Annotated in this window: 22 protein-coding genes; 11 read left to right on the forward strand and 11 right to left on the reverse strand. The window is 60.7% G+C overall.

The features are described from left to right. Nucleotides 1-10: 10 nt before the first annotated feature. From QX073_RS14510 to QX073_RS14520, 3 genes are read right to left on the reverse strand one after another with little or no spacing between them, the layout of a single operon-like run. Nucleotides 11-865, reverse strand: coding sequence for a xanthine dehydrogenase family protein subunit M (locus QX073_RS14510; RefSeq protein WP_316225914.1), 855 nt, complete (start codon nucleotides 863-865; stop codon nucleotides 11-13). Next, nucleotides 862-3234 (reverse strand): xanthine dehydrogenase family protein molybdopterin-binding subunit, encoded by a 2373-nt coding sequence (locus QX073_RS14515; protein ID WP_316225915.1) that lies wholly within the window; start codon nucleotides 3232-3234, stop codon nucleotides 862-864. The genes QX073_RS14510 and QX073_RS14515 overlap by 4 nt, the downstream gene beginning before the upstream one ends. Further along, entirely contained in the window at nucleotides 3231-3722 is a 492-nt protein-coding gene (locus QX073_RS14520; protein ID WP_315714213.1) for a (2Fe-2S)-binding protein, read from the reverse strand. Before QX073_RS14520 ends, QX073_RS14515 begins: the two co-directional genes overlap by 4 nt. A 161-nt stretch (nucleotides 3723-3883) precedes the next feature. Between QX073_RS14520 and QX073_RS14525 the strand changes: the two genes are divergently transcribed. Next, entirely contained in the window at nucleotides 3884-4378 is a 495-nt protein-coding gene (locus tag QX073_RS14525) for a helix-turn-helix domain-containing protein (RefSeq protein WP_315750123.1), read from the forward strand. A gap of 103 nt (nucleotides 4379-4481) precedes the next feature. Here QX073_RS14525 and QX073_RS14530 read toward each other — a convergent pair whose 3' ends face one another. Further along, nucleotides 4482-5678 (reverse strand): acetyl-CoA C-acyltransferase, encoded by a 1197-nt coding sequence (locus QX073_RS14530; protein WP_316201263.1) that lies wholly within the window; start codon nucleotides 5676-5678, stop codon nucleotides 4482-4484. A 219-nt stretch (nucleotides 5679-5897) separates the two neighbouring features. Between QX073_RS14530 and QX073_RS14535 the strand changes: the two genes are divergently transcribed. Continuing rightward, nucleotides 5898-6557: a TetR/AcrR family transcriptional regulator gene (locus QX073_RS14535; RefSeq protein ID WP_316201261.1), complete on the forward strand. Its 660-nt coding sequence runs from the start codon at nucleotides 5898-5900 to the stop codon at nucleotides 6555-6557. A gap of 9 nt (nucleotides 6558-6566) precedes the next feature. On the opposite strand, the gene QX073_RS14540 is transcribed toward QX073_RS14535, so the two are convergent. Continuing rightward, nucleotides 6567-7661 (reverse strand): alkene reductase, encoded by a 1095-nt coding sequence (locus tag QX073_RS14540; RefSeq protein WP_316201259.1) that lies wholly within the window; start codon nucleotides 7659-7661, stop codon nucleotides 6567-6569. A 113-nt stretch (nucleotides 7662-7774) separates the two neighbouring features. Continuing rightward, complete coding sequence (locus QX073_RS14545) at nucleotides 7775-8560, reverse strand: oxidoreductase (protein WP_315714218.1); 786 nt, start codon at nucleotides 8558-8560, stop codon at nucleotides 7775-7777. A gap of 117 nt (nucleotides 8561-8677) precedes the next feature. Between QX073_RS14545 and QX073_RS14550 the strand changes: the two genes are divergently transcribed. Next, nucleotides 8678-9268 carry a TetR/AcrR family transcriptional regulator gene (locus tag QX073_RS14550; protein ID WP_315714219.1) on the forward strand — a complete coding sequence of 197 codons (591 nt, stop codon included), beginning with the start codon at nucleotides 8678-8680 and terminating at the stop codon, nucleotides 9266-9268. A 66-nt stretch (nucleotides 9269-9334) separates the two neighbouring features. Then, complete coding sequence (locus QX073_RS14555; RefSeq protein ID WP_316201256.1) at nucleotides 9335-10369, forward strand: NAD(P)H-binding protein; 1035 nt, start codon at nucleotides 9335-9337, stop codon at nucleotides 10367-10369. Nucleotides 10370-10406: 37 nt separating this feature from the next. Here the strand turns inward: QX073_RS14555 and QX073_RS14560 are convergent, their stop codons facing one another. Further along, entirely contained in the window at nucleotides 10407-11732 is a 1326-nt protein-coding gene (locus QX073_RS14560) for a 4Fe-4S binding protein (protein WP_316225916.1), read from the reverse strand. 230 nt (nucleotides 11733-11962) lie between these two features. Next, on the reverse strand, nucleotides 11963-12289 hold the full coding sequence (gene grxD / locus QX073_RS14565; RefSeq protein WP_316201252.1) for a Grx4 family monothiol glutaredoxin: 327 nt from the start codon (nucleotides 12287-12289) through the stop codon (nucleotides 11963-11965). Between the two features lie 497 nt (nucleotides 12290-12786). Between grxD and QX073_RS14570 the strand changes: the two genes are divergently transcribed. The 5 genes from QX073_RS14570 (at nucleotide 12787) to QX073_RS14590 (ending at nucleotide 18083) form a co-directional block, all read left to right on the forward strand. Continuing rightward, the gene (locus QX073_RS14570) at nucleotides 12787-13368 is read left to right on the forward strand and encodes a 2-hydroxychromene-2-carboxylate isomerase (RefSeq protein ID WP_316225917.1); all 582 of its coding nucleotides are present in this window, start codon (nucleotides 12787-12789) and stop codon (nucleotides 13366-13368) included. Then, entirely contained in the window at nucleotides 13365-14078 is a 714-nt protein-coding gene (locus QX073_RS14575) for an SDR family NAD(P)-dependent oxidoreductase (protein WP_316225918.1), read from the forward strand. Before QX073_RS14570 ends, QX073_RS14575 begins: the two co-directional genes overlap by 4 nt. Nucleotides 14079-14223: 145 nt before the next feature. Further along, nucleotides 14224-15393 (forward strand): iron-containing alcohol dehydrogenase, encoded by a 1170-nt coding sequence (locus tag QX073_RS14580; RefSeq protein WP_316201249.1) that lies wholly within the window; start codon nucleotides 14224-14226, stop codon nucleotides 15391-15393. 145 nt (nucleotides 15394-15538) lie between these two features. Next, nucleotides 15539-17359, forward strand: a complete 1821-nt coding sequence (locus tag QX073_RS14585; RefSeq protein WP_316225919.1) for an AMP-binding protein — start codon at nucleotides 15539-15541, stop codon at nucleotides 17357-17359. A 235-nt stretch (nucleotides 17360-17594) separates the two neighbouring features. Continuing rightward, on the forward strand, nucleotides 17595-18083 hold the full coding sequence (locus QX073_RS14590; protein WP_316172568.1) for a MaoC family dehydratase: 489 nt from the start codon (nucleotides 17595-17597) through the stop codon (nucleotides 18081-18083). Between the two features lie 156 nt (nucleotides 18084-18239). Here QX073_RS14590 and QX073_RS14595 read toward each other — a convergent pair whose 3' ends face one another. Continuing rightward, the gene (locus QX073_RS14595; RefSeq protein WP_316225920.1) at nucleotides 18240-19175 is read right to left on the reverse strand and encodes an alpha/beta hydrolase; all 936 of its coding nucleotides are present in this window, start codon (nucleotides 19173-19175) and stop codon (nucleotides 18240-18242) included. Between the two features lie 124 nt (nucleotides 19176-19299). Then, nucleotides 19300-20082, reverse strand: coding sequence for an SDR family oxidoreductase (locus QX073_RS14600; RefSeq protein ID WP_315714229.1), 783 nt, complete (start codon nucleotides 20080-20082; stop codon nucleotides 19300-19302). On the opposite strand from QX073_RS14600, the gene QX073_RS14605 reads away from it, so the two are divergent. After that, nucleotides 20066-20257 carry a hypothetical protein gene (locus QX073_RS14605; protein ID WP_315827696.1) on the forward strand — a complete coding sequence of 64 codons (192 nt, stop codon included), beginning with the start codon at nucleotides 20066-20068 and terminating at the stop codon, nucleotides 20255-20257. The two genes, QX073_RS14600 and QX073_RS14605, sit on opposite strands and share 17 nt — an antisense overlap. Then, nucleotides 20241-20750, forward strand: coding sequence for a helix-turn-helix domain-containing protein (locus QX073_RS14610; protein ID WP_316169258.1), 510 nt, complete (start codon nucleotides 20241-20243; stop codon nucleotides 20748-20750). Before QX073_RS14605 ends, QX073_RS14610 begins: the two co-directional genes overlap by 17 nt. Nucleotides 20751-21430: 680 nt before the next feature. Here QX073_RS14610 and QX073_RS14615 read toward each other — a convergent pair. Beyond that, nucleotides 21431-22129, reverse strand: coding sequence for a helix-turn-helix domain-containing protein (locus QX073_RS14615; protein ID WP_315827697.1), 699 nt, complete (start codon nucleotides 22127-22129; stop codon nucleotides 21431-21433). Between the last annotated feature and the right edge of the window lie 59 nt (nucleotides 22130-22188).

Here is a 22188-nt window from a genome sequence, read left to right on the forward strand (position 1 = left end):
GGATTCCGTCTCACAAGGAAAGCGCAAGTAGCGCGCGTCTGGTCTCGGTCCGGATCAGATTCGCCCGATACTCCGCTGAAGCGTAGCGATCCGAGAGGCATTCGGTGGTCTCGCTCAGCAATGTGGCCGCCTGGTCGATATTCTCCCGCGACAACGTCTTTCCGGTCAGGAAATCGGCAGCGGCCTGGCCGGCGAAAGCGTGGTTCGCCGCGCCTGTCACGCCGAGGGAGACCTCGGCCACCACGCCGTCTCGCATGCGCACGCCGACCGCAATGCCCACGACAGCAAAGCCGCTCGCGGGATGCCGGATCTTTCGGTATATGAAGCGCATGCCGGCTGTCGGCCGCGGGATATGAATGCTGGTGAGAACCTCGTCCGGTTCCAGCACAGTAGAAAAGATATCGACAAAGAAATCCTGCGCCGCGACCCGTCTGTGGCCGTTCGCGCCGGCGATCTCGATCTCTGCCTTCAGTGCGACGACGACCGCCGGCCAGTCAGCTGCCGGATCGGCATTCGCAAGCGAGCCGCCGATCGTGCCACGGTTACGCACCTGGGGATCGGCTATCAGACTCGCCGCCTGGCGAAAGATGGGCAATTCCTCGAACAGCGTCTCTGATGCAAGCAGGTCGGCATGCCGCGTCAGCGCGCCGATCCTGACTCCGGCTTTGCCGATCTCGATGCCCTTGAGCTCGGTGATGCCTCCGATATCGATCAGAAGTTCGGGCGACGCCAGCCGCAGCTTCAGGGCCGGAAGCAAGGTATGGCCACCGGCCAGGAGCTTCGTTCCGTCGGGATCTTCCCGCAGCAGATCGATGGCCTGGGCGAGCGAAGCCGCGCGGACATAGTTGAAGGCTGCCGGGATCATTGGAGTTCTCCCGAGCGCGCCTCTTGTACCGCCTTCCAGATTCGCGGCGGCGTCAGCGGCATATCGAGATGTTTGATACCGAACGGTGACAACGCATCGAGTACGGCGTGGACCATGCAGGGGGGCGCCGCGATCGAGCCACTCTCGCCGATGCCCTTGACGCCAATCGGATTGGTCGGCGAGGGCGTCTCCTGGAACTGCGAGCGGATGTTCGGCACGTGCTCGGCGCGCGGAACGGCATAGTCGAGCAGTGAGCCGGTCAGGAGTTGTCCATTGTCTGGATCGTAGCTGACCTCTTCATAGAGCGCCTGCGCGATGCCCTGCACGACGCCACCATGAATCTGGCCCGCCGCGAGACGTGGATTGATCAGGGTGCCGACGTCGTCAACCGCGACATAGTCGAGAATGTCGACGATGCCAGTCTCAGGATCGACCTCGACGTAGGTGAGGTGGACGCCTGACGGCGAGCCCATACCGGTTGGGTCGTAAAACTCCGTTTCGTCCAGGCCCGGTGTAACGCCATCCGGCAGCTTGTGGCCGACATAAGCCATGCGGGCCACCTTCGAGAACGTTAACGGCGCGATATCCGTGCCAGGCACGCTGAACGCACCGGCGGAATAGGAAACGTCCTTCTCATCCACTTCCAGCATGCTCGCCGCGATCTTCTTTGCTTTGGCCACGACGCGCTGCGAGCACACATGCACACTGGATCCGCCGACCGCCATCGAGCGGGAATTGAACGTGCCGTGGCCGGCCTGCACTTGCCGCGTGTCCCCCTGCACGATGTCGATGTCCTCAACGGGAATCTGCAGCACGTCCGCGGCAATCTGCGACAGCGACGTGATATGGCCCTGACCCTGGCTCATCGAGCCTGAATAGATCGTAGCCCGGCCGCTGGAATCGATGCTGACCCGCGCACTTTCCCAGCCGCCGCGATCAAATCCGCTGAGCGCCAGCCGCCGCGACGGCGCCATGCCACACATATGCGTATAAGCGGCGATGCCGACGCCGCGATAGACACCGCTGGCCCGCAAGGCATCACATTCCTTTCGGCGCCCTTCGTAGTCGAAGGCGGCAAGCGCCTTGTCCAGCAGTCCCTGATAATTACCGCTGTCGTACATCACGCCCGTGCTGCCATACGGTCGATACGGAAATTCCGCTGCTTGAACGAAATTCTTCCGCCGCACCTCGACCTGGTCGAGATGAAGGTGACGCGCGACCGCATCGATCGCCCGCTCGGCGATATAGGCGCCCTCTGGCCGTCCATAGCCGCGATAGGCATCCACCGGCACCGTATTGGTGACAACGACTCGGGATATCGCCTCGTAGTTATCGATCTTATAGGTTCCGGTACCGAAGTTGACGGTGTTCACGGTGGGACCGCCGCTCGCCATGTTCGACAGATAGGCGCCGACATTACCAAGGGTCTCGACTTTCAGGCCCAGGATCTTGCCGTCGTTTTTGAACGCGATCTCGATATTTTCCGTGTGCGCGCGACCGTGGCTGGTCGATTGATGGCTTTCGGAGCGGCTTTCCCACCATTTGACTGGCACGCCGAGCTCGCGTGCGAGATAGGGGCAGAGCAAGTCTTCGGGGTAGAGGTGCATTTTGGCGCCAAACCCACCTCCGATATCAGGCGCGATCACCCGCAACTGATGCTCGGGAATACGAACCGTCTCGGCGATCCAGCGCCGGTGCATGTGCGGAACTTGGCTGCCAATATAGACCGTCAGCGTCCCGTCTGGCTCCGGCGTGGCAACGATCGCGCGCGTTTCCATGCAGGTCGGGATCAGGCGGTTGTTGACGACGCGCAGTCCGATGACCTGATCGGCCTCGTGGGCGGCCTTCTGGTAGTCGCCGCCACGCACCTTGTAGATCGTAGTGATGTTGCCGGGAACGTTGTCATGAAGTTGCGGCACGTCCTGCCGGATTGCGGTCTCTTCGTCGATCACGGCAGGCAGCACTTCGTAACCGACGTCGATCAGCCCGACGGCGTCGTAGGCTTCGGCCAACGTTTCCGCCACTACCAGCGCTACGCATTCGCCGACAAAGCGGACGCGGTCGGTCGCGACTACAGGGCGGAACGGCACCTTGCTGCCCGGAAGAACCCAGTTCGGAACAATCGGGCCAATCTTGCCGGCGAGCGCCATCCCGGAAAGGACCAAGCGAACCCCTGGTGCGGCTTTTGCTGCAGAGAGATCGACGCTTCTAATCTCGGCGTGGGCGTGCGGCGATCGCAGTACCGCCATGTGCAGCATGCCCGGCAGCCTGACGTCATCGACGTAGCGGCCCTTGCCAGCGAGCAGCTTGAAATCTTCGCGCCGCTTTAAGGGCCGACCGATATGGCGGATCGCAGGCGTGTCGTTCAAGGCTGCTGCTCCTTCGCTGCGAGGCTTTCAACGGCGCGGACAATGTTGTGATAGCCGGTGCAGCGGCAGATATTGCCGGCAAGTCCATGGCGGATGTCGTGCTCGCCGGGATTGGGATGATCCCTCAGGAGCTGCCGTACGCTCATCACCATGCCCGGCGTACAGAAGCCGCATTGCAGCGCGTGATGTTCGTGAAAGGCGGCCTGAACGGCGCTGAGTTCGCCACCGGGATCGGTCAATCCCTCGACCGTGGTGATCGACGCGCCGTCCGCCGTCACGGCCAGTACCGTGCAGGATTTGACCGCCAGTCCATCGATTTCGACGGTGCAGGCACCGCATTGGGAGGTGTCGCAGCCGACATGGGTGCCGGTGAGGCCAAGATCCTCCCGGATCAGATGGACCAGCAACTTTCGCGCTTCAACGAAAACCGTCTTGCGCGATCCGTTTATCTCGAATGTCACCAAGTGCCGGCTGTGAGGGTCGGGCATTTATCCTCCTGGGATCGGCGCGCGGTTTTTGTTATCCAATAGTCACTCTAATAATAAGAGTGACAAAAATGCAAGACATTTCTTGTCGACGTTCGCGGCTTGGCGCTTGGATGGCGTCCCGAGCATGATTATTCTGCTGAGAAGTGTTGTTAGGAGGGATGATGCGCTCGAAGGGCTTTGAAGGAATGGCGTGCTCGATCGCCGGCGTATTGAACGCTGTCGGTGACCGCTGGGCCATGCTCATCCTGCGCGATCTGTCACTGGGATTGAGCAGATATGAGGAGTTGAGGAAGTCGACCGGCGTCACACATGCCACCCTGTCCGATCGGCTCAAGCATCTCGAAGAAAATGAACTGCTCGAGCGGCGTCGGTATCAGACCGGCCCTGAACGCTACGAATACCTTCTGACCCGAAAGGGCAGGGACATTATCCTGGTGATCCAGGCGCTTGCCCAGGTCGGGGACAAGTGGGCGATTACGGGGGATGCGGGTCCGCCGCTCAAATTCATCAACAAGAACAGCGGACGTCCGGTTAAGCTCGCTCTTGTCGATGACAAGTCGGGCGAATTGGTACGCATGAGGGATGTCCGGCCGCTGGCCGGACCAGGGGCTGACGACCTTGTTCGGTGGCGACTCGCCAAGTTCGACCAGCGATGATTCGGATTGCAGAAGGTGGACCGGGGGTGAGCTTCCCGATAGAAAATCGGCAAGCGACACCATGTGGGCCGCTTGCCAAGTGCTTTTTGCGAGCTGGCCTCGACTAGCGAACGATACGCTGGACGGCGATTGCAGTGGCTTCACCGCCGCCGATGCAGAGTGCGGCGACGCCGCGTTTGAGGTTCTGCGCTTCCAGCGCATGCAGCAGCGTCACGATCAATCGCGCGCCGGTGGCGCCGATCGGGTGGCCGAGCGCGCAGGCGCCACCATGGACGTTGAGCTTTTCGCGGGGAATGCCGAGGTCCTTCTGCGCGGCCATCGCCACCACCGCAAAGGCTTCGTTGATTTCAAACAGGTCGACGTCGCCGACGCTCCAGCCGACCTTGTCCAGGAGCTTGCGGATCGCCGGGATCGGCGCGGTGGTGAACCATTGCGGTTCTTGGCTATGGGTGGCATGGCCCCTGATTTCCGCCAGCGCCGGCAGTCCCTCGCGATCGACGAGCGAGCGCTTCGCCAGGATCAGGGCGGCGGCTCCGTCCGCGTTCGCCGAGGAGGCGGCAGGCGTGATGGTGCCGTTGGCGCGGAACGCCGCCTTCAAGCCAGGGATCTTGGCAGGGTCTACCTTCAGCGGATGCTCGTCATTGGCGATGACGCGCGGCCCTGCTTTTTCGGCCAGAGTGATCGGTGCGATCTCGGCCTTGAACGCGCCGCTTTCCACGGCCTCGCGTGCTCGGATCAGCGTCTCCATCGCATAGGCGTCTTGGTCCTTGCGGGTGAACTGATAGGCTTCGGCCGTGGCCTCGCCGAAGTCACCCATCGAACGGCCGGTCTCATAGGCATCTTCCAGGCCGTCCATCAACATGTGGTCGATGATCCGGTCGTGGCCGGCCCGATAGCCGGCGCGCGCCTTTGCCAGCAGATATGGCGCGTTGCTCATGCTCTCCATGCCACCGGACAGCACGATGGCGGCAGAGCCCGCATTGATGATGTCGTGGCCGAGCATGGTCGCCTTCATGCCGGAGCCGCAAACCTTGTTGATCGTGGTGGCCCCGGTCGCATCAGGCAGCCGGGCGCCGCGCGCAGCCTGGCGGGCCGGCGCCTGACCCTGGCCGGCCGGCAGCACGTTACCCATGAAGACCTCGTCGATCCGCTCCGGCGCGAGCTTGGCACGCTCCAGCGCTGCCGCGATCGCGTGAGAGCCGAGCTTATGTGCCGAGAGCGGCGACAACTCACCCATGAAACGTCCCAAAGGCGTGCGTACGGCCGAAAGAATGACAACGGGATCGGTGACTGCGGACATGATGAAATCTCCCCGACAAGCGGTGTTGTTTGTATGACGATAATCATATAACTTGGCTCATCTTGCAATGAAATGTTGCGGGGAGGCATGGCGCAAAATCCAGGACTGAAACGCCGTCGCCGATGCTTAGATGTCGGCTGGAATCGGAGCGGCCGGCCATGGGGCGTTTGGCGTCTGATGAGCCGCCCAACAGATCTTCTGCAAATCGGATGAAGCACGATGCGTTACGTGAGAGATCATAAGCGTCAGACCCGCGACCGGATCGTCGAGAATGCCTCCTACGGTCTGCGCAAGAAAGGTGCCGAAGCGCTCAGCGTTGTCGATTTTATGCAGCTCGTCGGTCTGACACATGGCGGCTTCTATAACTATTTCGCGTCCCGTGCGGCTCTCGTTGCTGAAGCAACTGGCTTTGCAATGGATCAGACGATCGAGCGCTGGAAGCGGCTGACGAATGGGAGCGCTGTCCCGACGTGCGTTGATGCGATCGTTGCCGATTACCTCAGTCCTCGCCACCGTGACGATTCCACGCACGGTTGCGCGCTTCCGGCGCTCGCCGCCGACATCGGGCGATCAGAAGCGCGGGCACGCCGGAGCTTTGAGCGTAAGCTGGATCAAATGGTCGACGTCCTAGCTGAGCTAAATTCCGGCGGTTCTTCTCAAGAGGCACGCCAGATCGCCACAGGCATCATCTCGACCATGGTAGGTTCAATTCTGCTCGCCCGTGCTGTCAACAGCAAAGCAGCTTCTGACCATATTCTTGGGGCCGGTCGAGAGATCGTTGGTGAACTTGGTGCTCGACGGTCCGACCGCGCGGCCAGCAGCTTAGTTCGAAAAAATGATCGTGATGGCGCTTCTGTTCCACACCGAGGTGTTCGGTGAGGCCCGCTCCTATGTTTTCGCCGGATCTTCGCGCCCCACGTTCTCCGGAGATTTCGGCAGTGTAGGATAGTCGGTATAACCGTGGGCATTCGGCCCGTAGAAAGTTTCGGGGCGGGGCTGATTGAGCGGCGCGCCGAGCGCCAAGCGCTTAGGCAGATCCGGATTGGCAATGAATGCCTTTCCGAAGGCAACCGCATCGGCCCAACCCGCATCGAGGACCGCCTGGGCGGTTTCCGCAGTGAAACCTTCATTTGCAATATACTTTCCGCCGAAGGCGGCCTTGAGAGACGGTCCCAAGCTGTCGGGTCCCAAGCGCTCGCGAGCGCAGATGAAGGCGATGCCGCGCCGTCCGAGTTCAGCTGCCACGTATCCGAACGTCGAGGCACGGTCGGAGTCGCCCATGGAATGCACGTCAGCCCGAGGCGCAAGATGCATTCCCACCCGGTCGGGTCCCCATACCGACACTGCAGCATCTGTGGCCTCGAGCAAGAGCCTGGCGCGGCTTTCGATTGAGCCTCCGTACCGATCCGTCCTTTGGTTGGAGCTATCTTGGAGGAATTGGTCCAGCAAATACCCATTCGCGCCGTGGAGCTCCACGCCATCGAAGCCAGCTATCTGGGCAAACTTGGCAGCATTGCGAAATGCTTCGACAACCTCCAAGACTTCTTCTGTCGTAAGCGGGCGCGGCACGCTGAAAGCCCGTTCCGGACGGACAAGGCTGACGTTGCCTTTCGCGGCGATGGGGCTGGGGCCGACCGGCGCCTGACCATCCAGGAATATTGGATCGGAGATCCGGCCGACGTGCCAGATCTGCATGAAAATCCGCCCCCCACGTGCCTTCACCGCGCGTGTAACGGCTTTCCAGCCCTCGACGTGGTCTGCCGACCAAATGCCGGGAACGCCGGCATAGCCCACTGCCTGAGGCGAAACAGGAACACCTTCTGTGATGATCAGACCCGCCGAAGCCCTCTGCGCGTAATACTCCGCCATGATCGCATTGGGGATCCGGCTCTGGCCTGCGCGTAGCCTGGTCAGCGGGGCCATGATGACCCGGTTCGGCAGATGCAGATCGCCAATAGTTACGGGGTCAAACAGCGACGGCATTTAGCCTCCGGAATACGGTTGCAAGGCGTTCGCGCGAAGTTGTTGATCGGGAGGTTCAAACATCCTGTCGCGGCGATCGTGGAAATCGCTCGCGATCGACTGTTTCGACGGGATCACCCCGGCAGCCCCATCTGCTTGCGAAGGCTTTTGTCGAACATTCCTTCAGGCACAAAACGACGAAGGATGCTCACCTGGCGCGCAACCTTTCCGCAGGTGTATCGCCGACGAGGTGATGGCGTTGTCGCGGCCAAAATCACCTTCTCGGCAACAACCTCGGGACTCTCGGCTGTATTCATCACATCGCGTAGCAGCGCGCTGGCTCGGGTTCGCGCCGACACATATTCCTTCAGGTTCCGGTCCGGAAGCACCATGTTCTGCTCAAACGAGGTGCGGGTATAGGCCGGCTCAAGCAGGCAAACGCGAACGCCAAAGATCCGCACTTCGTGGTCGAGAGATTCGGAGTAACCCTCGATGGCATGCTTCGTAGAAGAATAGAGGGCGGAAAACGGCGCAGGTATCAATCCCAGGACAGAACTAATGTTGATGATCCGTCCGGCTTTTCGATCTCGCATGGTCGGGAGGACCGCATTTGTCATGCGCATCACTCCGAAGACGTTCACGTCGAACAAGGCCTTGGCCTGATCGGCCGAGGATTCTTCGGCCCCGCCCAGCAAGCCGAAGCCTGCGTTGTTCACCAGAACATCGATCCTGCCGGTCGCAGCCAGTACCTTGTCGACGGCCGCTTTCACCGAGGCGTCGTCCGTCACATCGCAGCTTAGCATCTCAGGATCGCTCGCGGCAGCTCGTCGGCTGGTCCCGAACACCCGGAATCCCGCCTCGCGCAATGCTCTTGCGGAGGACAGCCCGATTCCCGTCGAAGCCCCGGTCACGATCGCCACTTTTCCGTCCTGTCGCACAGAAGCTCTCCGTTGACGCAGTTGAACCCTAGATTAGATTAAGATATACATATCACATGATTTACATCATACAATAGGCTGTTCGTTCGGAGGGCCTGCATGCGGTATGCCAAGGGGCACAAGGATAGTTCGCACGAACGGATACTGAAGGTCGCCGCAAGGAAATTCCGGCGCCAAGGCATTGCGGCGACTGGAATGACGGGAATTATGTCCGAGGCGGGCCTTACGAATGGCGGCTTCTATTCTCACTTCGGCTCGAAAAGCGATCTCGTTCGGGAAGGGCTTGAGCGGGCGCTGGACGAGCAGTTGCGGCGACTGAGCGAAGCCGACGTTGTCCCTGGGGAACTGAGCACGCTGATCAGGTCTTACCTGTCTGCGGAGCATCGCGATCGGCCTGACGTTGGATGCGCCTCGGCTGCACTGCTTCCAGAGATCGGTCGCCAACCTCGATCCGTCCGAAAGGCCTACACAGCTCGATTGCGCGAAATATTCGAGCAGCTAAAGAGGCGATTGCCGCGGAAAACGTCCAGCCGCGCCGCGCAAGAGGCCGCAATCGGAATTTTCGCTGTACTCGTCGGCTCTCTCCAGCTTGCTCGTGCCGCCGAAGACTCGTCGATGTCGGATGCGATACTTGCGGCTGGCATTCATGCAGCAAATGCGCTCGCTCTCGTACCTCAACAAGAGCGCTGAGTTTGTCTCGTCCGGCTTTCAGATAATCAGACCAAGTAAACGATCGAGATCAGGGAGGACACGAGTATGAAGAGCAAGGCGCCAATTCTGGTGACGAGCGCCGGTGGACAAACCGGCTCGGTTGGCCGAACCGTTGTTCGCGGCCTGCTGCAGCGCGGCCTTCCCGTCCGTGCGTTCGTGCGGAAAAATGACGAGCGGGCGCAGAGTTTGCGCGACATGGGAGCCGAGGTGTTCGTGGGCGATCTCCTAAATCCGCGTGACGTCACGCAGGCCGTCAAGGGTGTGCGGCGCATCTATTTCAGCATGAGCCTGAACCCGTCCTACGCCGATGCCACCATCTTAATGGCCGCAGCGGCCAAGAAGGAAGGAGGCACCGAGATATTCGTCAACATGTCGGACTATGAGCAATGTTACATGACGCTCGAGACCATGTCCGCGCCGGACGCGGAGCGCATCGCCGTGCTGGGCGCGGACGTCCAGTGGTCGCCCCAGCAAAGGGCGCATTGGGCGGGCGAGCGAGCCCTCGATTGGTCAGGCCTGCCGATCGTCCATATCCAGGCGGCGATGTTCGTCGAGAACCCAATCACACTGTGGGTGCCGGCTATGACCATCAAGGAGGACGGCACGATCCGTCTGCCATTCGGCCTGGGAAAGACCGCGCCGGTGGCAACGGCCGACGTCGCTGATGTCTGTATTGAGGTGTTAGCTGACCCAGCCGGCCACGCTGGGAAGTCCTACGAGTTGACGGGGCCGGAACGAAAGGACATGTACGGGTTTGCCGAGGATTACTCGGCGGCGCTCGGTCGAAAGATCGAATACCTGCCGACGACGATGGAAGAGTTTCGGCAACGTATGCGTAAGCTCATGCCTCATATCGCTGAGCATCCTGCGTTGCATCTGGAAAACCTGTGCATGCAAAATGGCGGTGATCGGTATATTGCCGAGGTAACGCAGGACGTCGAGAAGCTGCTCGGCCGGCCGGCCACCACATTCAGGAAGGTCATTGAAAAGGAGGCGTGGCGCTTCGAGAGGGGGACGCCAAACCATCTGCAGCACCGCGAAGTGAAGGATCTGAACCCGACCCGTGTCTTGCAGGCGTAGCGGCCTTGCCTCGCTCAAAACTCTGGACCTGAAAGCCCTAGAATGGAAAGCAGCGTATATAGGCGGCGAACAGATCTGCATCGCTTGGAACGATGAGCCGCGACTCGATCGCCTCCGCAAGCTCGAGATCGCGGCTAAGCACTCGGAGCCATGCTTCGCTATCGGCCGTGATCGAAAGCCGGGCGTCGCCGGCATGGGTTCCGGGCGTTACATCCAGAATCTTGTCGTTGATGCGCACTGTCCCTTGGAACGGAGTTTTTCCCGTAAAGGTCCAATGAGTGACCAGATCGAGCTTCTTTGCCTTTCCACGCTGGAAGCCGAGCCTCAGTGTAAAGAGGTACGCCTGAACGCTTCCGATCGGACGTCCTGCGCGCACATGCCGGATCGTCTTATTCGGGAACCGTCGTGGCGCACTCTCCTCGGCGTCCGATCCAGGAATCACGAACAGCGCTTCTTCTTTCTCGAGCAGAGGTTTGACCACATCATTCACATAAGACAGCCGGTCATCAAGATACGGCCCGATTACATCCTCACCAGCCGGGCAGACCGATATGCAATATGCAGCCTTGTACCCGGGCTTGAATGAGAGAGATTGCCAAATGCTCTGAGTCTCGGAAGGGCTCACGCGAGACCTGTAGTCCTTTGCGTCACGCGAGTCCGCAACCTCTTCGACCCATTTGGTAAAGTTTCCGAGAAAATCGTGGTAGTTGTGCGTGAAGCAGGTCTGAAAATCGAAGTACCCATCGTGCTTTATCGCGCCGACGGGGCAAGCTCCGACACATAGTCGGCATTCCAAGCAAGGATTATAGTCGATCGGCTGGTCATAGGCATCGATCTCGTCCGCCAGCAAGATCGTTCCAAGCAGGATGAAGCTGCCAAATTTCGGGTGGATGATGTTGCGATGAATCCCCATGCGACCCAGTCCGGCCTCGACGGCGACCGGCTTGTGCTGCACCATCATGATGCGTGCCTGGTCCATCTCCATGGGGAATGCGGCAACCGAGTTGCAGGCCGCGATGCCGTGCTCCGCCAGGGCACGGACAATTGCGCGCGAAGTCTCGTTCAAATGGTCATAGGTTCCATGAAATTCCTCATTAGCCACCGAGCGAGTGGGAGAGCGTACCGGCTCGCAATTCATATGACATGCGATCGCCATCAAGGACTTCGTGCGACCATAGACCTTTCGGATGTAGTCGACTTGGGGACTGATTGCCGGACGACCAATCTCGACCAGCCCGACATCGTCCGCTCCACAGCTTATCGCGATCCTCTTGACGAGCTCCGCCGACAGCGGCGCCGCGCCGGTCCGGGCCAGGCTGCGCGACCGAAAGGCCTTTACCGTAGGATGATCCTCAATGGTCAATTTTCGTCTCCTCAGATGCGTCGAGTTTCATTCCGACTGCGAAGCGACCGGCTATTGATGCAACGAAAGAATGCTGAGACCGCCACCAGGCGCTGCCCCATCCACGATAGCGCTTGGCCCTGCACATCACACTGCAAATGACCAAACATTGCGCGGACGCTCATGTGTTTTCGCGACATCGGCGCCCTCTGATGACGGGGTAGGCCATCGACAGAGGGCCCACCCGTGGTTCATGATCGCACCGCTTCCCGCGGCTCCGAGAGAATGGCCTGCAGCTCTCCAGACCGGAACATCTCCGTCACGATATCGCAGCCGCCCACGAATTCGTCCCGTACATACAGCTGTGGAATGGTCGGCCAGTCCGAGTAGTCCTTGATACCCTGCCGCAACTCCTCCGACTCGTAGATGTTGTGCGATTTGAACGAAACTCCCAGATGATCGAGGATGCGAACTACCTGCGCCGAGAACCCACAGGCCGGCGACGAGGGCGTACCTTTCATGAACAGGACGATCTCGTTGGACTCCACCTCACTGCGAATGAACTGCGCAACGCTCATGTTGGTCTCTCCATCTGTCCGTCATATCAGTTCGAATTTAGAACGTAATGATCGGACAAGAAAAGAGCGAAATCGCTTTGAAGCCTGCTTGGCCGGCCTCGCGCTAAGGCGCGTTGGCTATCATTTTCCGCGGCTTTCACGGAGGATGTCGGTCGATCGGACAGTCGAGCATCGCTTGGAGGGATTAGAACGACCGGGCGCTCGATTGGATCGAATGTCAATTCGAAAAAGGAATTGACGAGCGTTTTGTGGCGGCTAAAGTCGGGTCAATCACAAGAAGGGACTGATGGCTGTCGTCTGCGCTGAAGCCGCTGTTTCAGGAGGGAAAATGGGCGCTCGACCCCAACTTTTGGAATTTGGAGGTTTTCCGCGCATCAGGGGTGGCAAGTTCAAGACGGCTGGGGCGGTCGAAGTCGGCAAGCCCAGACTCAATGCGTCTTAACATTCCGTCTTGGCGGGCTCCGCTGCTTCTGCCGGGGAGTGGGATGAAGAGCGCAATGACCAGCATCGACTTCTATTTCGAATTTCGCAGTCCTTATTCCTATCTCGCCCACGCTCAGCTCGGCACGCTGGATGCTGAGCTGAGCGACCATCCTGTAGATATCGTCGCAGCCATGAAGCAGGTCGGTAACACGCCGACGGCCTTGACCTGTCCGACCAAAGGCAAATACGCCGGCGCAGATCTACAGCGCCGGGCGAAGAGATACGGCGTACCGCTGAGCCGGCATAAGGACATAAAATCGATCGACGGCCGCAGGCTGCTGCGCGCGGTGCTCGCGGCGGGAGACTGCGGTCTCGCCAAGGAGGTCGTTGCGGCGATCTTTCAGGCGTTCTGGCGACATGGCTTGCCGCTGAGCACAGCCGAGGGTCTGGTGCGGATCCTTGAAGCTTCCGGAATACGTGACCCCCAAGTTGCTTCCAGAGCCGATAGCACCGAATTGGATGATCGGGTGACGCAGGGAAATGAAGCAGCGGGAGCGCGCGGCATCTTCGGCGCGCCGACCTTCATCGTGAACGACGAAATGTTTTTCGACAATGACCGCCTTGAATTCATTCGCGAAGCACTGAGGGCAGCATGAGCAAGATTGATGCGCAGCCGCTGGCAATTGTCACCGGAGTCGGACCTGGTACCGGCTCTGCTATCGTCAGGCGGTTCGCGGCCGGAGGGTATCGCGTCGCGATGCTCGCGCGCGACAAGGCGCGCCTGGACGCGCTATCGGCGGAGATTCCGTCGAGTATTCCGATGGCGTGTGACGTCTCGGACTCGGCAGCGCTCGCGCGGGTGCTCGACGAGATCGACCGGCGGTCCGGCCCGCCGAAGGTCGTTGTCCATAATGCGGTTGGCGGGGCGTTCGGAAAGTTTCAGGAGGTAGGTCCCGAGGTTCTCCGAGCCAATTTCGAGACAAACGTGATGGCACTGCTCCATCTCGCGCGGCACGTCGCGCCCCCAATGATAGCGGCTGGCGGCGGAGCGCTCCTCGTAACGGGCAACACGTCGGCTCTGCGAGGAAAGGCGAACTTCGCGGGTTTTGCGCCGACGAAGGCAGCCCAGCGTATCCTCGCCGAGTCGATCGCGCGCGACCTCGGCCCGCAAGGGATTCACGTGGCTTATCTGGTCATCGATGCGGTCATTGACGTGCCGTGGCAGCGGGAGCGAATGAAGGACGCGCCCGACGATTTCTTCATCAAACCCGCGGCGATCGCCGAGGAAATCTACCACATCGCGCATCAGGACCGCTCGGCGTGGTCTTTCCTCTCGGAAGTGCGACCGTACCGCGAACCCTGGTAGATCCGGGGCGAGCGGTCCGTCGTCGTCCGCGGTGTTGGCGCCGCGCTCCACATCTGAACGTCATCGGGCAGCCCGCCTGACTGATCGGGAGGAAACGGCCAACTCCCGGTTGGTGCGACGAGAACCTCTTTTTAGGAGAGAGCCCATGATCAAGGTTGGACTTCATCAATATCCCCCGATGGATCAGGTGATCTTCGGAAAGCCTGCCGGGCAAGGGCTGGCCGAGGAGGCGGAGCGGCTCAACGCGCACAGGGTGTTTCTGATTGCCAGCCATACGTTGAATACGAAAACCGACGAGATCGAAAAGATCCGCAAAGCATTAGGTTCTAGGTATGCGGGGACGTTTGATGGGGTCCCGCAGCACACCACCCGTACGTCTGCCGTAGCTGCAGCCGCAAGGGCGGTCGGGGCGGGCGCCGACCTGATCGTGGCCGTCGGCGGTGGTTCTGTCGTCGACGCGGCAAAAATCGTTCTGATGTGCATTGAGCACAAGATCACCGATGAGGGCGGCCTCGACGGGTTTGAAGTAGTCTCGACCCCGGAGGGCCCGCGCCCTGGTCCGTTTCGAGCCCCGCGCGTCAGGATGATCGCCATCCCGAGTACATTGTCCGGCGGCGAATACAACGCCGGTAGCCTCGTTACCGATACACGGCGGAAACTGAAGCAGATCTTTCACCATCCCTTGATGATGCCTCGTTCGATCATCCTCGATCCCGCGATTACGGTTCACACGCCCCAAAACTTGTGGCTCGGCTCCGGAACGCGCGCGATGGACCACGGGATCGAAGCCGTCTGCTCGCCGAGAGGCAATCCCCTCGTCGAAAGCGTTTGCCTGCGAGGACTGCGCTATCTCTATGACGGGCTGCTCGCGACAAAAATGAATCCGGACGATCTTGAGGCCCGGCAATCCTGCCAACTCGGGTCGTGGCTGTCCGCCTTCGGGCTGCAGTGTCGGGTTCCGATGGGGGCGAGCCATGCTATCGGACACGTGCTTGGCGGTACATGCGATGTGCCGCATTACTTTTGCACCGCGGTCATGATGCCCAGCGTGCTGGAGTTCAATCGCCCGGATACGGCTGGAGCACAAGACAAGCTCGCCGAAGCTTGGGGAGTGCCGGGGACGAAAGCAAGCGAGACGTTCGCCGAATTTATACGACAGTTGGAGCTCCCGCGTCGATTGTCTGAAGTTGGCGTGACCGAGGACAAATTCGATCTGATCGGACGGAACGCGATGCTTTCGGTTTTCACGCGCGCAAACCCGCGTCCGATCAAAGGCCCCGAAGACATCGTTAAGATTCTCCGGATGGCCGCTTAGCGCGTGTCAGCCCGGCGGCCAGGGATGCGGTGGGCCGTACGGTCGGTACAAAGCTCGTCTATTTCAATCGGATAGACCGGCCGAACGGAAGGCGAGCAAATTGCAGAGTGTTCAAGTCGCTCGTGAATGGGAGCGGAGGAAATCCATGACGACGAATGTTGCCGCGCGCGCCACGTCTGACGTCAACTTCGCTCCACGCGAGGTCCGTATCGAAGCGCAACCCGACGGAAGCCTCATCCTGAGGTCGCCGATCAACTTCGTCGAGCCGAGCTGGTCGATCACCGACTTTCTACCCGTATGGGCGATGCAGGAGCCCGATCGCGTCTTTCTGGCGCAACGCGAAGCTGCCGGGTGGCAAAAGATCTCGTATCGGCAGATGTGGCTACGGACTCAGTCCGTAGGTCAGGGGTTGATCGATCGCGGAGCTCAGCCGGGCGACAGGATTGCAATTCTCTCGGGGAATTCGATCGAGCATGCAATCGTCATGTTCGCGGCCATGTCGATCGGGATGGCCGTCGCTCCCATTTCGCCCAACTATACATTGATGCCGGGCGGGCTGTCCCGCTTGACGGACATCGCTCGGCTGCTCAGGCCATCATTTGTATTCGTGCAGGACGGCAGCGCCTTTGCCGCAGCCCGATCAGTTAGTGGGCTGGAGGAGGCGACTTGGATCGCATGCGGTGGATCCGACGGGCTTCTGCCGCTTGAGACCCTGTACGAGGGACGACCAACCTCGGAGTTTCAGCGGCGGTTCGGAAACCTCGATCGTGACGCCATCGCAAAAATCCTGTTCACGTCGGGCTCGACCGGCCTGCCGAAGGGCGTCATCAACACGCATCGCATGATGGCATGCGCCCTCGAAATGGGCAGTCTGCTGGCGCCGGCAAACCAAGCTCCGGTTCAGGTCGAGTGGTTGCCCTGGCATCACACGATGGGGGGCAATGTCATTCTGCAGGGCACCCTGAAGAATGGGGGGACGCTCTACATCGACGACGGACGCCCCGTCCCACAACTCTTCCATAAGACCATCGCCAACCTGAGGGAAATTTCCCCCACAGCGATGTTCAACGTGCCCGGCGGCTACACGCTCCTGTGTGATGTTCTCGAAGCGGACGAGCATTTCAGAAATACCTTCTTCAACCGCATGGAGCGAATGACCTACGCCGGAGCGGCAATTCCGCAGTCCACGCTGGACAAGCTCTATGACCTGTCGTTTCGTGCGACCGGCCGCCGCATTCCCGTCATGTCTGGGTACGGCACGACCGAAACGGCGCCAACGATCAGCACGACGCACTGGGCCACCGAGGAACCGGGAGAGGTCGGTCTTCCGGGACCTGGTCTCAGGCTCAAGCTGCTGCCTGCGGGAGACAGTTACGAGGTTCGCGTAAAGGGACCGAACGTCACGCCGGGATACTTCGGCAGATCCGATCTCACGGAAAGTGCATTCGACGAGGAGGGCTACTACCGGGTCGGAGACACCGTGGCTTTCCTCGATTCGAAGCAGCCGCATCTCGGATTGAGATTCACGGGACGTCTTTCCGAAAACTTCAAGCTCACGAACGGGACCTGGGTAGTTGTCGGGAACCTCAGGGCGACCATCCTCGGCGCAACGCGTGGCGTTCTTCAGGACGTCGTCATCGCGGGCGAAAACCGGGACCAATGCGCGGTTCTTGCCTGGCTAAATCCCAGCCAAGCCAAACAACACGCCTCCGCGCCCGTTGGCGATCTCGAGCGAGATCCAGGCGTGCTGGCATTCCTGAGAGGGGGCTTTCGGGCACACAACGAAACAGTCGGAAGCAGCGAACGAATCCGCTCATTCAAGTTGCTGAAGGAGCTTCCGTCGCTTGCCGCTGGTGAAATCACCGACAAGGCCTATGTAAATCAGCGGGCTGTACTCGGCCACCGAGCGCATAGCGTTGAGGAATTGTATGCCGGGTCACCTGCTGAAGATGTGACCTTCATCTGAGTGCCCCGACTTCGTAAGGAGTGCTCCTGGAAGTGAAGGTCCGAGGTGGCACTGAACCGGCTCTGAGCAAGGTTCCTCCATCTCAGACGTTGTCATCGCGGCGAAGCCATCGGCTGAAGTTGAGACGCTCGCCGGCGCCGGACAGTCGACCTCATCAGAGGAGAGCCGATGGTCGGTGCCGCGCAGACTCGGCTCACGCGGAATAAATCATCGGTCTCTAACGAGGAAGAGGGCAATGAAAGGATCGAGCCTGCCTGACATTTCGCCGAAGGAATATGCGGCAATGGTGGGCAAGGAGGTCGGCGTGTCACGCTGGTTCGAGATTGACCAATCTCGCATCGACCAATTCGCCGACATTACGGAGGATTGGCAATTCATCCACATAGATCCGGTGAAGGCCGCCGAGACGCCGTTTGCCGGAACCGTCGCTCACGGCTTCCTGACGCTTTCTTTGCTTGCGCCGATGGCGTTTGACGCGCTTCCGAAGCTTTCGGGGAGAGTCATGGCGGTCAACTATGGTTTCGACAGGATACGATTTGTGTCCGCCGTACGATCCGGAGGTCGGGTGCGGGCCAGATTCAAACTTCTGGATATGACGGCTCGCAATCCGAAGGAGGTGGCCACCAAGTTGGAGGTCACTGTTGAGATCGAGGGGGCGCAAAAACCCGCGTTGATCGCCGAATGGCTCGGAGTGGCCTATTTCGCCGAAGCAGTCGTCATCTAATTCGCCGCGGATACTTTCCATCTGCGTCCGGTCGACATAGCGAAGAAGAGCCGCGAACATTATGCTCTGCTCGCAAGGTCTGCCGCGGAAGAGAGGGAGCAGTTAGCGGTTATCTCTTGTGTCCAACTGCCCCTCGCTCCGCGGCCTCGAAAATGTTCAGCCCTTGCTGGCGGCCTTGATGAAAGCGCCGATTTGGGCGGAAGCCTCGTCCGGATATTGATGATGCGGCCCGTGCCCGGCTCGCGCATAGGTGATCAGATGAAGGGTCGGCAGCTGTCGATTCAACGCATACCAGTTTTCGATCGGGAACACGATGTCGTGGTCGGCTCCCAGGTGCAGGATCGGAACCGACGTCGTCTTCAAGAGCTGCAAAATCTGGTCTGATGGAAACACCGGGTTACGCGGCGTGTTGCCGATCTGCGCCATGGCCCAGTCGGCCGGAACGTCGGGGCTGCGGTCTTTCTTTCGCGCCATGATGCGATCGAACGAGCGCTTTGAGGCCGCCCGGCTGCCTGCGTCCGCAGGTTCGAAGAACACAGTCGTGAACTGCTCCAATGCGATGCCGGGGATTGCCGCGGTATCATAGAAGAGTTGTTCGCCCGTCTTGACCAGCGGGCCCGGAGGTGTCGTAGCCAACAGAACCACATGAGTTGCCATCGGCCCGGTCATTGCCAGCAAGATCTGCGCGGCGATCCCACCGATCGACCATCCACCGATCGTGACCTCCTTGAGGCCGAGTGCCTCGATGAGATCCTTACCATCCTTCGCGAGCGACATCGGATTGTAGGATTTTTCGCCAGTCGACTGGCCGAGACCTGAATAGTCGAAGGTTACGACCTGAAAGCCCTGAGCGGCCAATCCGTCGATGAAGGCGGGATCCCAAAGATCGAGGACGCCTCGAAAACGGTTGCACAGGACCAGCGGCTTGCCCGTGCCGACGGATCGATAGGCGAGGCGGCGTCCGCCAACGTCGACGAACTGGGTGGAGGCGGTCGCCGAACTGGCGGCGGCCTGCGCCTTCAGCGGTAGCGCAAGTGCCGCAGCGCCCAGCGCTCCGGCGGTGATCATCGTGCGACGAGATTGAGAGTTCATGTCCGCAATTCCTGATGAGGCAGCATTGAGGCTGCACGCTGGATCGAAGGGATGGCTACGCGTTTCGAGATGAGGAGCGGGAGTACCGATCGGCCGGTATCGCCGGCCGATCGGAGCGTTGTGACTAGGCGCTGGCGCGCGCGCGGTAGCGCTCGGCGGGCTGCGCACCCAAACCTGAGGGCAGAACCGCTCGTGCGCCCTCGAACGCCTCCCAGAGGCCCAGGTCCGAAAGGGGCGGTATCGTCACGGCTTCGCGGCGATCGAAGCCGACCAGCGCCGCGTCGACCAGGTCCTCGACGCCCATGAGATTGGGAATTTTCGAGAGATCGGCACCCGCCCGTTCCCAGATTTCGGTCCTGGTTGCCGCCGGTACCACGGCCTGGACGTAGACGCCCTTGGGCCCGACCTCGGCCGCCAGCCCCTGCGAGAACGTGAGCACGTAAGACTTGGTCGCCGAATAAATCCCCGGAAAAAACGCGGGCATGAACGACACCACCGAACCGAGATTGATGATGGCGCCGCTTCCGCGTTTCACCATGCCCCCGATCGCCGCCGAAGCCAGCAGCGTCGGCGCAGTCACATTGAGCTTGAGCAGTTGCTCCATGGCGGCGGGATCCGCCGCCTCGAACGGGCCGAGCAGCGCCGCGCCAGCGTTGTTGACCAGAATCTCGACTGGGCTGCCCGAATGGAGCCGGTTCGCCACCATTTGCAGCTGCGCGGCATCCGTCAAATCCGCTGTCAGGACTTCGACGGCAATCCCGTGCGCCTTGCGCAGTTCCGCGGCCAGGGCCGCCATTCGCTCCGTCGCGCGAGCGACGAGGACGAGGTCATGGCCGCGCGCGGCGAGGCGCCGCGCATAGACGGCGCCGATGCCGCTGGAGGCGCCAGTAATGAGTGCAGTGGACATGTCTTCTTCTCCGTGGGAGGGGCCAATCTGTCCCCAAAATGTAGATGACAATCATCATCTACTTGCAAAGATGATGTTTGTCATCTACATTTTTGAACTGAGGGAGATTTATTTTGGCAAGAAGCCGGGAGCAGAAGGCGGAGAGCAGGCGGGCGATCGTGAACTCGGCCGCTAAGTTGTTCCGGGAGAAGGGAATTGACGGTGTTACCGTCGCCGAGATCATGGACGCAGCGGGGCTGACGCACGGCGGCTTTCCAAGGCACTTTGCGAGCAAACAGGAGCTCGTGACCGAGGCCCTGGCGGACGTTTTCGAGGCCAGCAGGCGTCAACCCCTGCTGCCGACGGATGTCCGTGGCTTCGCCCGCGCGTATCTGCGGCCAGAACATCGGGATGCGGCGGGGGCGGGATGCGTCTTCGCGGCGCTCGGGCCCGAGATGTCGCGGGCGCCGGCGCCCACACGCCGCGTCCTGACCGAGGAGATGCGACGGCAGATCGAACAATTCATGGCCTCGGCGCCAGGTGACGATCCGCAACAGAAGCGTGTCGCGGCGATCGGCAGTTGGGCAGCGATGATTGGGGCGATGTTGCTCGCGCGCATCTCCGATTCAGAAGAACTGTCGGACGAAATCCTACGGGCGACCCGCGCGTTCCTCGGCGCGGAGCCCTGAGAGCTGGAATTCCCAAAGTGCGGTCATAGTCGCCTGTCCAAAGCCGTCGCGCAGATCCTCGCTGGCGAAGCGGGCGGTCAATTCGATACGTGCGCGAAGAGGGCGCAACGCCGAAGATCGCCAAAAGACGGTCCTGAAGGTGCTCCCGTCTAGTAGGCGCCAAACCTTTCTGTGCGCATCGCAATCACCTCTGCCGATGTCGGAACGCTTCATGGACCGCTTAGCGCAGAAATCCAACGGCGGCCCGAGCCTCGCTTGGAACGCGGGTCCGAGGCCGGAAGCGATGGTCCAGCATGAGGTGCTGACCGAGCCAGCACCAAGGAGCCTCGTTGTGCGTAGGATTGCAGGAAGTATCGTAGGTCCGCCGGCTGTGGGGAAAGGCGGTAGCGCTCCCCCGCGACCACCTTTCCCTGCACTCGCTTCATTCGGCTCGGATACGCCTCTCCGCCAAGCGGTGAGGCTGTGACCGTTTCCACCGGGTCCGGTTTGCTTTCCTCGGCATCGCCCGCGATCACGGCTTTGCCGGCCGCACGTTCCAGGGCCCATCGGTTTCGGGGCGTCCCAGCGACTGCCACGCGGGGTGGGTGTGCGGCGGAGAAGAACTATATCGACGGCTCCGTTTCCGTACTCTGCTGATTTGCCGTTCCCAACAGAGGGGCAGGACCGATCGCAAAAGAAGCCTACGAGCCGGGATCGTCGATCAGGGGCTTTGGCCGGGCAAACAGCTCCAACCGCTCCTTGTGGTCGATGACGATCTCTCGTCCGCGGACGCGAACCCCATGGCTCGTAAGTTGGGCGAGACTGCGTGACAGGTTTTCGCGCGTCGTGCCGATGTGGGAGGCCAGCGTGCCGCGGTCGAATGGGATGACGATATTCGCATGCCCCGGCTCGCGCTGGGCCTCGGCGAGGATCCAGTTGGCGAGGCGCTCGATGCTCGACCGGGCCAGGGTGCCCTTCAGCTTCTTGACAGAAGCGCGATAGGCATACGCCAGCTCCTGAGCAACAATCCGTGCGAATGCGATGTCTTCGTCGAAGAGCGCCCTTACATCGCGGGCGGGGATCAGCAGCACCCGCGACTCCGTCAGCGTGCGGGCTGAATTGAGATACGCCTGATCGACGACGACTGCAGCAAGTATGAAGGTCGACACGGGACGCAGCAGTGAGATGCCCCACTCGGCCTCGTCGAGCTCGGTGTAGATTTCCACCAACCCGCCAATCAGCACATGCAGGAAGTCGGCCTGATCTCCCTCGCGAGCCAACCGCACCCCGGGCGGAAATTGCTGCAGCAGAGCCGCGCCGAGCAGCCGCTTCAGGTTCTCCTCGCTGAGGTCCGCAAACAGCGGCAGCGTCTTCAACTGGGCGAGTTCGTCGGGGCGCAAGCGAAGCTCCAAGAGTCACTCATCCGCTATCGCGCCGAACTGTGACAAAAGTCAATTGC

The organism is Bradyrhizobium sp. SZCCHNS3052 (assembly GCF_032484495.1).
GTDB lineage: Bacteria > Pseudomonadota > Alphaproteobacteria > Rhizobiales > Xanthobacteraceae > Bradyrhizobium.